We start from the raw sequence: 3,997 nt of genomic DNA, 5'->3' as shown, positions 1-3,997 counted from the left end.
TTTGATTAATTAAATTGTGTTGCTCGGCAACGCTTATAAAACGGTTAGGTAAAATAACGTTGCCGTTTTTACTCGATACAATACGGGATAATACTTCAACGCTTTCGATTCTATTACTGTCAGCATTTATTTTTGGTTGATAAAAAGGGGTTATTTCATCATTTTCTAACGCTTCAATAAGCTCTTTCTCTGAAATGGATGGCTCTTTTAATAAAGTATGGCTATTTAATTGCGCTACTTTAATGAGTAATTTACTTACCTGAGATAGCTGCACTGGTTTAGTAATGTTGCCTATGAGATGAGCATTGTGTTGCTTGGCAAGATTGGCAGCCAAACTAATAACTTTATGGTCCATTTCAGAAACAATTATAATACCGCCTTGATAATGTAACTCTCCTAAGTGGCGGATTAGTTCCATGCCGTCCATTTCGGGCATATTGAGATCAGTAAAAATAGCATCAAAGTAGTTAACATCTTCTTTTACTTTTTCAAGAGCTTCTTTTGCATTCAGGCACGTAGTTATAGTGTTAGACATACCCAATTCGTTAAGTATAGCTTCCATAACGATCAAAATTGCTTTTGAATCGTCAACAACTAAAATATTAGGCACTATTTTGTCCACTGTTATCCCTTTCAATGTATCGCTTGGAGTTACTATAAAAGTAGTAGTGTTTTTTTATTTTGTCAGTATCAAATACTTTTATTTTGAAAATAGTTACCTAGCACCTTCACTCGTGTTTTTAAGCTGATTAGGTATACTAGCGCCATTATTTTAAACGGTCTTAATTATGATAAGAATAGATCTTACCTTAGCCGAGCAACCATTTTCGCTTATGGTGTCTGGGCAAAAAATTGTGCAAGTGTTTCATGGACAACAAGCCATTACCTTTGATAACCCTCGTGAAAACTATTATCAGTTTACTTACGACAACAAAGTAATTGGTATTGATACTGGAGCGGCGGAAGAGCAAAGTATTTCGCTTTTTGTGGATGAGCAATTTGCAACACAGCTTGCGCTACCAGCACCTACAAATGGCTCACCTAAAAAAGGCTTTTTAGGCCTGGCTGCATTAGGCTTTAAGCTTTTTAAAAGTGCTAAGGTCATTAAAGTAGTGCTTGCGGGGGCTTCTGTTGCAGGCTATGCGTGGTTATTTAGTATTGAATTTGCACTGATGCTAATTGGTTGCTTAGTCGTACACGAGTACGGCCATGTGCGAGCAATGAAATACTTTGGCATAAAAACCAAAGGTATTTACTTAATCCCATTTGTAGGTGGGCTCGCTGTAAGTGACGACAAAATAACAACTCGTTGGCAAGATGTCGTTATATCATTAATGGGACCCGCATTTGGTTTAATTACCTCGGTACTGGGTGTCGTTTTATATTACGCCACCGAGATGGAAATATTTGCAGGTGTGGCGGTGCTTAGTGCGTTATTAAATTTATTTAACTTGTTACCTATTTTACCGCTTGATGGCGGGCATGTATTAAAAAGTATTAGCTTTTCAATGCGTTCATGGATTGGTTTAAGTGTATGTTTACTCGGTGTACTGTTTGGTTTATGGCTGAGCTACACATTTGGCTTAATGTTACTGGTATTCTTTTTGTTTGTAGGTGCGCTGGAAATTGTATTTGAATGGCGAGGCCGTCACTATTCACATTTAATGCCACTAGATAAATATGGCCAAGGTTTTTCAGCGGTTATGTATGCAATTGTAGTAGCTGGGCATGTAGCTGTAATGATGCACTTTGCCGATTCGGAAAATCCAATATTGAGCCTGCCGATGACTATTTTATCGAGCTAGTATTTTTATTTTTTCTAACTAAATAAGTTAGTTTTTTGCATTAATATTTTATTTTTCGACTTTTATGTTGATTTATTGTTAATTGAATTCTAGTGTAATATAAATTAGAACAATCTTAGCGGATCAACTGGATGTTATTTAGAAAGGAAGCTGTCGCTCAGCAAAGTGAGCGTTTAACTGGTGTGATTACGCTAGCACAACCACTATCAATAAAACTTATCGTATTTGTTTTGGTATGTATTGCGATTGTAGTGATAAGCTTTTTATTTACAGCAGAGTATTCCCGCAAGGAAACAGTACGGGGGTTTTTAATACCCAATAAAGGGATAATCCAAACCTTTGCTAGTCAAGGTGGTATGATTGAGCTGCTATTTGTACAAGAGGGTGATGCCGTTACTAAAGGTCAGCCGTTGGCGACCATTATTGTGCAGCAAAATAACAGCCAAGGCATAGCCTTGAGTACCCAGCTTGTTGAGCAGCTAAGTATGCAAATACAGTTGCTCAATGATGAGATAACACAAAACCTTACCCTACAAAAGCAAGAGTCACTTAACTTGCACGCGCAAAAACGTGCACTTACTAATGAGCAAGCTGCATTACAAAGTCAACTTGCTCTAGCTGATGAAAAATTAGGGCTACTTAACCGCCAACAAAGCAACCTTAATCAACTTAATAAAAATGGCTTTTTATCAAACATCGAGCGAGAGCAACAGCAGCAAGCCCTCTTAGATGCTAAGCAAGAAAAACAAAACCTAGCGCGCTTGCTTATGCAGCAAGAAAATCAATTAAGTCAACTTAGTTTTAATATTGCTAACGTGCCCCAGCAGTATACTTTGCGTATAAATAGTCTTAAGCGCCAACAAGCGGATATTCAAAACCAGCTCACACAAATTAAAAGTAACTATCAATATACCATAACAGCCAGTAACAGCGGTGTTGTTACTGGCATTCAAGTGGTTGAAGGCGAAACACTTACCCAAGCCAAACCACTGTTGCATATTATTCCCGAAGGCTCAGAGCTAGTAGCAGAGTTGCTGCTACCAACACGTTCAGCAGGCTTTATACAACTAGGTAACGATACGCGCCTGCGTTTTGATGCTTTCCCTTACCAACGCTTTGGTTTTATTAACAGCAAAATTATCCGCATCGACAAGGCGCTCATTACTCCAAATGAAATACGCCTGCCTATTACCCTGCAAGAGCCAGTGTACCGTTTGCGAGCGACACTCAGCCAACAACAAATGCAGGCCTATGGTAAGGCGTTTGAGTTGAAAAGTGGCATGTTGTTTGAGGCAGATATTATGTTGGAGCAGCGCACATTAATCGAGTGGTTACTAGAGCCACTGTACAGCCTAAAAGGGCGCGTAAGTTAAGTGTAGCGTTTTATAAAATAAAGAAAAATTTGAAAGTTTTGGTGGTTTGCTAAATGCAAACAACCGAAAAAGACGGCCAGCTTTAGTTAACTTTAGCGAGCAGCTAAAGCTAGCCTATTAATCGCTCACCTTTATTGAAGGGGAGCATATTAACAACCCGATGACTTAACTAAAAAGCATCGGATTTATGGAGTATAACATTATGCGTGAATTAAATGTAAATGAACTTAAAGAAGTAAGTGGTGGTCCATTCCCCCTGTTTGTAGCAATAGCAGTCTATGGAGAAGTTGCAAGCTTTGCTGCAATCATTAGTGGTATAGCAACTTATAATGCAATTAGAAAATAGGAGGGTCTTGCAATGAGAGAATTAACAAGTAATGAAATACAAGAAATAAATGGTGGCCCACTACCTTTTATTATTGCTGGTCTATATGCTAGCTCGTCGATTACTGCAGGCGGTTTGGCTACTGCAATTGGGATTGGAGCTGGTTTTGGTGCAATTGTAGGTGGTATAGCTGCAGTATATCATAACGCCGCTGAGTAATTATAATAGAGGAGATAGAAGGGGATTTATTCCCTTCTTTATTTAAAATGAAGCTATCCGCGATCGTATCAATTTTTGCAATGTGTTCTTTGATAGTCCTAGGGTCTGTATATGTAATTATAAAAGACGTAAATTTGCTGCTTAGTGATAATGTAATTTCATACGGTGAGCTAGCTTTCTTTACTGTAACTCTTGGGTTTTCTTTAGCTATTCTAACGGGTATATATAAAAATAAAAAATGGGCGTTATATATTTTTATCTCTATGGTTTTCTTT

General features: G+C 38.1%; 5 protein-coding genes. 4 read left to right on the top strand and 1 reads right to left on the bottom strand.

All coding sequences use genetic code 11. The features are described 5' to 3' along the window. Positions 1–622, bottom strand: a 622-nt coding sequence (locus GQR46_RS17105) for a response regulator (RefSeq protein WP_165741682.1), incomplete at its 3' end; no start/stop codon positions are given. A 166-nt stretch (positions 623–788) separates the two neighbouring features. Here GQR46_RS17105 and GQR46_RS17100 point away from each other — a divergent pair. The 4 genes from GQR46_RS17100 (at position 789) to GQR46_RS17085 (ending at position 3,722) form a co-directional block, all read left to right on the top strand. Further along, the gene (locus tag GQR46_RS17100; protein WP_165727092.1) at positions 789–1,805 is read left to right on the top strand and encodes a site-2 protease family protein; all 1,017 of its coding nucleotides are present in this window, start codon (positions 789–791) and stop codon (positions 1,803–1,805) included. Between the two features lie 131 nt (positions 1,806–1,936). Beyond that, positions 1,937–3,178 carry an HlyD family efflux transporter periplasmic adaptor subunit gene (locus tag GQR46_RS17095; RefSeq protein ID WP_165722370.1) on the top strand — a complete coding sequence of 414 codons (1,242 nt, stop codon included), beginning with the start codon at positions 1,937–1,939 and terminating at the stop codon, positions 3,176–3,178. 202 nt (positions 3,179–3,380) lie between these two features. Beyond that, a complete protein-coding gene (locus GQR46_RS17090) occupies positions 3,381–3,524 on the top strand; it encodes a class IIb bacteriocin, lactobin A/cerein 7B family (protein WP_007587027.1) in 144 nt (47 codons plus the stop codon). A gap of 12 nt (positions 3,525–3,536) precedes the next feature. Beyond that, the gene (locus GQR46_RS17085) at positions 3,537–3,722 is read left to right on the top strand and encodes a hypothetical protein (RefSeq protein ID WP_007587028.1); all 186 of its coding nucleotides are present in this window, start codon (positions 3,537–3,539) and stop codon (positions 3,720–3,722) included. Positions 3,723–3,997: the final 275 nt, after the last annotated feature.

Origin of the sequence: Pseudoalteromonas sp. Z1A6, assembly GCF_011378745.1 — a bacterium.
GTDB lineage: Bacteria > Pseudomonadota > Gammaproteobacteria > Enterobacterales > Alteromonadaceae > Pseudoalteromonas > Pseudoalteromonas arctica.
The sequence above is the reverse complement of the archived record's forward strand: the minus strand, read 5'-3'. Positions and strand labels throughout refer to the sequence as shown.

Coding starts and splice junctions, on each gene's coding strand:
- GQR46_RS17095 (WP_165722370.1), top strand. CDS start 1,937: ATGTTATTTAGAAAGGAAGCTGTCGCTCAGCAAAGTGAGCGTTTAACT.
- GQR46_RS17100 (WP_165727092.1), top strand. CDS start 789: ATGATAAGAATAGATCTTACCTTAGCCGAGCAACCATTTTCGCTTATG.
- GQR46_RS17085 (WP_007587028.1), top strand. CDS start 3,537: ATGAGAGAATTAACAAGTAATGAAATACAAGAAATAAATGGTGGCCCA.
- GQR46_RS17090 (WP_007587027.1), top strand. CDS start 3,381: ATGCGTGAATTAAATGTAAATGAACTTAAAGAAGTAAGTGGTGGTCCA.